The 5841-nt window shown below is 72.3% G+C and carries 5 protein-coding genes; 3 read left to right on the top strand and 2 right to left on the bottom strand.

The genetic code is table 11. From position 1 onward, the window contains the following. Nucleotides 1-42: 42 nt before the first annotated feature. Complete coding sequence (gene ctaD / locus AB0G02_RS17765; RefSeq protein ID WP_360795186.1) at nucleotides 43-1830, bottom strand: cytochrome c oxidase subunit I; 1788 nt, start codon at nucleotides 1828-1830, stop codon at nucleotides 43-45. 290 nt (nucleotides 1831-2120) lie between these two features. Then, on the bottom strand, nucleotides 2121-2852 hold the full coding sequence (locus tag AB0G02_RS17760) for a hypothetical protein (RefSeq protein ID WP_360795183.1): 732 nt from the start codon (nucleotides 2850-2852) through the stop codon (nucleotides 2121-2123). Between the two features lie 140 nt (nucleotides 2853-2992). On the opposite strand from AB0G02_RS17760, the gene AB0G02_RS17755 reads away from it, so the two are divergent. From AB0G02_RS17755 to AB0G02_RS17745, 3 genes are read left to right on the top strand one after another with little or no spacing between them, the layout of a single operon-like run. Then, nucleotides 2993-3751 (top strand): phosphotransferase, encoded by a 759-nt coding sequence (locus AB0G02_RS17755; protein WP_360795180.1) that lies wholly within the window; start codon nucleotides 2993-2995, stop codon nucleotides 3749-3751. Between the two features lie 28 nt (nucleotides 3752-3779). Beyond that, complete coding sequence (locus AB0G02_RS17750) at nucleotides 3780-4448, top strand: response regulator transcription factor (protein WP_360795177.1); 669 nt, start codon at nucleotides 3780-3782, stop codon at nucleotides 4446-4448. Further along, nucleotides 4445-5731, top strand: a complete 1287-nt coding sequence (locus tag AB0G02_RS17745; RefSeq protein ID WP_360795174.1) for a HAMP domain-containing sensor histidine kinase — start codon at nucleotides 4445-4447, stop codon at nucleotides 5729-5731. The genes AB0G02_RS17750 and AB0G02_RS17745 overlap by 4 nt, the downstream gene beginning before the upstream one ends. Nucleotides 5732-5841: the final 110 nt, after the last annotated feature.

Below are 5841 nucleotides of genomic sequence, written 5' to 3'. Positions count from 1 at the left end.
TCGTCGGGGCTCGCCGTTGAACCTGCGCTCAGGTTACAAGCGTCACTCGTGGTCGCCTTCGGTGCGCTCCGAGGCTGTGCCCGATTGCACAGCCGCGGCGGCCACCTCGGACGGCGCCTTCTTGGCTTCCTCGTGCGGGATCGCCTTGCCGGTGAGCGTCACGTGGGCCTCGTCGTGGATCCGCTCGATCATGTGCGGGTAGTGCAGCTCGAAGGCCGGGCGGGCCGAGCGGATGCGGGGCAGCTCGGTGAAGTTGTGCCGCGGCGGCGGGCAGGAGGTCGCCCACTCCAGCGAGTTGCCGAAGCCCCACGGGTCGTCGACCTGGACGGTCTCGCCGTAGCGGTAGCTCTTGAACACGTTCCAGATGAACGGCAGCGTGGACGCGCCCAGGATGTACGCGCCGATCGTCGAGATCGTGTTCAGCGTGGTGAAGCCGTCGCTGGGCAGGTAGTCCGCGTACCGGCGCGGCATGCCCTCGTTGCCCAGCCAGTGCTGCACCAGGAACGTCGCGTGGAAGCCGAGGAACGTGGTCCAGAAGTGGAGCTTGCCCAGCGGCTCGTCCATCATCCGGCCGGTGATCTTCGGGAACCAGAAGTAGATGCCCGCGAAGGTGGCGAACACGATCGTGCCGTAGAGCACGTAGTGGAAGTGCGCGACCACGAAGTACGTGTCCGACACGTGGAAGTCGATCGCCGGCGCGGCCAGCAGGATGCCGGACAGGCCGCCGAAGAGGAAGGTGACGATGAAGCCGAGGCTGAACAGCATCGGCGTCTCGAACGTCAGCTGCCCCTTCCACATCGTGCCGATCCAGTTGAAGAACTTGATGCCGGTCGGCACGGCGATCAGGAACGTCATGAACGCGAAGAACGGCAGCAGCACCGCGCCGGTGGCGTACATGTGGTGCGCCCACACGGCCACGGACAGCGCCGCGATGCCCAGCGTCGCGTAGACCAGGCCGTTGTAGCCGAAGATCGGCTTGCGGCTGAAGACCGGGAAGATCTCCGACACGATGCCGAAGAACGGCAGCGCGACGATGTAGACCTCGGGGTGGCCGAAGAACCAGAACAGGTGCTGCCACAGGATCACGCCGCCGTTGGCGGGGTCGAACACGTGGGCGCCCAGGTGGCGGTCGGCCAGCAGGCCCAGCAGGGCGGCGGTCAGGATCGGGAACGCCAGCAGCACCAGCACCGAGGTCACCAGGATGTTCCAGGTGAAGATCGGCATGCGGAACATGGTCATGCCGGGCGCGCGCAGGCACACCACGGTGGTGATCATGTTGACCCCACCGAGGATGGTGCCCAGACCACCGACGACCAGGCCGGAGATCCACAGGTCGGCGCCGACGCCGGGCGAGTGGATGGCGTTGGACAGCGGGGTGTAGGCGAACCAGCCGAAGTCGGCCGCGCCGCCGGGGGTGAGGAAGCCCGCCATCACGATCAGGCCGCCGAACAGGTACAGCCAGTACGAGAAGGCGTTGAGCCGCGGGAACGCCACGTCGGGCGAGCCGATCTGCAGCGGCATGATGAAGTTGGCGAAGCCGAACACGATGGGCGTCGCGTAGAGCAGCAGCATCACCGTGCCGTGCATGGTGAACAGCTGGTTGTACTGCTCGCTGGACAGGAACTGCATACCCGGTCGTGCCAGCTCGGTCCTCATCAGCATGGCCATCGCGCCGCCCACCATGAAGAAGGCGAACGAGGTGACCAGGTACATGATCCCGATCTGCTTGTGGTCCGTGGTGCGGAACATCCGCAGCAGGAACGAACCCTTGACCGCCTCGCGAGTCCCGAAGGGCCGCGTTGCGATCGGCTGCGGGGCTACGGCCGTCACGGTGCCTCCTGCACTGTCTGGTTCTGGCTGTGCCGGTGGGTGGCGCCACCGGCTCATCGGATCGTAGACGGCGGGGTTCCGGGGGGCTGCGCTGGGCCGGTCCCTGGATCAAGGGAGGTAGCGCAGGTCACAGTGTTGGATGGCGCCGCCTTCGGCGTCGCGGCTCGGTCGCCTGGAAGTCGACCGCTCGCGCCCTGATTCCCGACGATCGAAAAGCGTGATCATCGGGAATGAGGACGCGAACGATCGACGCGACACTCGCGGGTCACCTGGGGGCGGATCGACGCGGGTCAGCGGCGCAGCAGGCCGCGCAGCTTCGGGGAGGCGACGAACGCCGCGCCGGCGGCCACCAGGCCGAGGCCCGCGATCAGCATCCAGCCGCCGTCGAAACCGGTGTTGGCCAGGTCGTTCGCGCCGGCCACCGCGGCGGGGGTCGTGCTCACGGTGGTGGGCGCCGTCGAGGCGGGCGAGGTGGTGGTGCTGGACGGGACGGCCGGCTCGGTCTCCTCGGGCGTGGTCGGCTGACCGGGGTTGCCGCCGCCGGGGTTCTCCTCGCCGGGCTCCTCCGGCGTCGTGGCCTTCTCGACGCACGCGAACCAGTGGCTGATGCCGGCCGGGTTGCCGCTGGCGTTGACCGGCGGGTGCAGGTCGAGCCACGGCAGGTCACCGAGCGGCGTGACGCCCTCGGGCGCGTCGGCGGCGTAGACGTTGTAGGCCGCGCCACCCTTCACCACGACCCCGGTCAGGACGTAACCCGCGGGGTTGGCCGTGATGTCGATGTTCACGCCGTCGACGGTGAAGGTGCCCGCGGGCATGGTCAGCTCGTCGCCCGGCAGGCCGACGACCTCGCAGGCGTTGCCCTTCTGGTCGATGTCGACGTTGACCTGGTCGCCGACGACGGCGCGGGGGTCGCCGGGCGCGGCGGCGTCCGGCTTCGCCAGGGCGGTGCCGCCGAACAGGCCGGTGGCGCCGAGGGCGAGCAGCGCGGCTGCTCCGAACAGGCGTCTGGCGGGAGTGCGCATGGTGGTGCTCCACGGGGATCGAGGGCCGATCGGGGGATCGAACTACACCGGTCGCCCCTCTATCGAGGTAGCCCGTTGAGGTGAGGCACTCCGGTACCAATTCGTTATGTCGTGCGGATCACCCCTGGGACCATTCCTCCGTGGAGGGTGACGGGGTGCTGCGCGAGGTGGGTGTGCTGGCTCGCCGGCTCGGTCTGCCCGGCGACGACCTCGAGGTGCTCAAGGACGGCTCCAACCTGCTCGTCCGGCTGTACCCGGCGCCGGTGGTGGCCCGGGTCGCCGCCGTGACGGCGTTCGTGCGCGCGGACGCGTTCGGGCACTTCGAGCGGGCCGACGACGTGAGCCGGTTCCTGGCCGGGCGGGGTGTACCGGTGGTCGAGCCGCACGGACCGGGGACGGTCCGGCACGCGGGGCTCGTGGTGTCGTTCGCGCGGTACGTCGAGCACGACCCGGGGCGACGGCCGGACCGGGCGTCGCTCGCGGCGATGCTGGCCGAGCTGCACGCCGAGCTGCGGCACTACCCCGGCCCGCTGCCCGAACGCGCGCCGCTGACCGACCTGGACGCGGTGTTGTCGCTGCTCGGCCGGCCCGCGGAGCTGGTGGCGGCCCGGGACGCGCTGCTCGCCCGGTGGCCCGACGGGCCGGTGCAGCCGCTGCACGGCGACGCGCACGCGCGCAACGTCCTGGTGACGCCATCCGGTCCGGTGTGGAACGACTTCGAGGACGCCTGGCGAGGTCCGGTCGGGTGGGACGTGGCGTGCGCCGACGGCCCGGTCGACGAGCCGATCGGCTACCCGGCGGCCGACCTGCCGTTCTGGCGGGAGCTGCGCGCGTTCTCCGCCGTGTGCTGGACGCGGGCGCGCGACCTTTACCGAACCCGAACACCGCCGCGGCCCTGATCGCGCACGCGCGTGCCACCATTCGCGCGTGCAGGGACTCGTGCTGGTCGTGGAGGACGAACGGGCCATCGCCGACCTGGTCTCCCTCTACCTGCGGCGGGACGGGTTCGGGGTGCACGTGGAGTCGGACGGGCACGCGGCGCTGGCCGCGGTGCGGCGGCTGCGGCCGGTGGCGGTGTTGCTGGACGTCGGCCTGCCCGGGTTGGACGGGGTCGAGGTGTGCCGGACGATGCGCGCGGCGGGCGACTGGACGCCGGTGCTGTTCGTGACCGCGCGCGACGACGAGGTCGACCGGGTGCTCGGGCTGGAGCTGGGCGCGGACGACTACGTGACCAAGCCGTTCAGCCCGCGTGAGCTGGTCGCGCGGGTGCGCACCGTGCTGCGCCGGGGGTCGCCGCAGGTCAACCCGGTGCACGTGGTGGGCGACGTGCGGCTGGACGGCGACCGGCGGCGGGTGTGGGCCGGTGCGGACGAGGTGGCGCTGACGTCGACCGAGTTCGAGCTGCTGGCGCACCTGATGCGGCACCCCGGGCGGGTGTTCGCGCGCGAGCAGCTGTTGAGCGCGGTGTGGGGGTACGCCGCGGCGGCGGGCACGCGGACGGTGGACGTGCACGTGGCCCAGCTGCGGGCCAAGCTCGGTGACCGCAGTCCGATCCGGACCGTGCGCGGCGTCGGGTACTCGGCGGAGGCGCCGTGAGGCGCACCAGCCTGGCGTTCCGCATCACCGCGCTGTGCCTGGCCGTGGCCGGGGTGGCGGTCGTGGTGGCGGGTCTGGTGTCGGCCCGGTTGGTGGTCACCGCGTCGCGGGAGGTGACGCGGGAGGCGCTGGCCGACCAGGCGGACGTGGTGGCCGAGCAGCTCGACGTGGGCCGGGCCGGGCGGCAGCGGGTGGTGGAGGTGCTGCGGGGTCAGGGCATCGCCGTGGTGCTGATCGGGCCGAACGGCGGGCTGGTCGGTGACCCGCAGGCGGTGCGGGCGGTCCGGGCGGCGGGTGCGGAGTCCGGCACGGCCGGGACGCGCCTGGTCGAGGTCCGCCCCGGTGTCGCGCTGGTGCAGGAGACGGCGACCGGCAGCGGACCGGGCCGCAAGCTGCTGCGCAACATCACGTTCGCGCTGGGCGTCGGGTTGCTGGTGGCGGCGGTGGCCGGGTGGTTGCTGGGCAGGCTGGTGGCCCGGCCGCTGCGGCAGACGTCGGCGGTGGCGCGGACCATGAGCGGCGGCCGGCGGGACCTGCGCGCCCCCGAGCACGGTCCGGCGGAGGTGGCCGAGGTCGGTGGGGCGGTGAACGCGCTGGCCGATGCGCTGGCGCGCAGCGAGGCGCGGCAGCGCGAGTTCCTGCTGTCCGTGTCGCACGAGCTGCGCACGCCGTTGACGGCGGTGAGCGGGTTCGCGGAGTCGCTGGCCGACGGCGTGGTGTCCGGGCCGGAGGTGCCGACCGTGGGCCGCACCATCAAGGAGGAGGCGCACCGGCTGGACCGGCTGGTCACCGACCTGCTGGACCTGGCGCGGCTGGGTGCGGACGACTTCCGCGTGGACCTGGCCGAGGTCGACCTGACCGAGGTGGTCACGGCCGCGGCCGGGGTGTGGCGGGCGCGGTGCGCGGCGAAGGGCGTCGAGTTCCGGGTCGAGCTGCCGCCGGGCCCGACCGTGCGCACCACGGACGCCCGTCGGCTGCGCCAGGTGCTGGACGGGCTGCTGGAGAACGCGCTGCGCCTCACGCCCGCAGGGCGGCCCGTGGTGCTGGCGCTGGACGACGTGCTCCAGGTGCGCGACGGCGGGCCGGGGTTGTCCGAGGACGACTACCGGGTGGCGTTCCGCAAGGGCGCGCTGCACGCGAAGTACGAGCGGTCCCGGCCGGTCGGCACGGGTGTCGGCCTCGCGCTGGTGCACGGCCTGGTGACCCGGTTGGGTGGCACGATCGAGGCCGGTCCCGCGCCCGAGGGCGGCGCGGCCTTCACCGTGAGGTTGCCCGATGCGTGAGCGGGCCGGGAGCGGGCTGGGAGCCCGGTGGCACGGGGCGGTCCGGGAGCTGGGCGGCGACCCGCTCGGCGCGCACGGGCCCGCCGACCTCGCGGACCGGTACGCCGAAC

Source organism: Actinosynnema sp. NPDC023658 (genome assembly GCF_040639995.1).
GTDB lineage: Bacteria > Actinomycetota > Actinomycetes > Mycobacteriales > Pseudonocardiaceae > Actinosynnema.
Note: the sequence above shows the minus strand (reverse complement) of the source record. Positions and strands in the feature narration are given on the sequence as shown.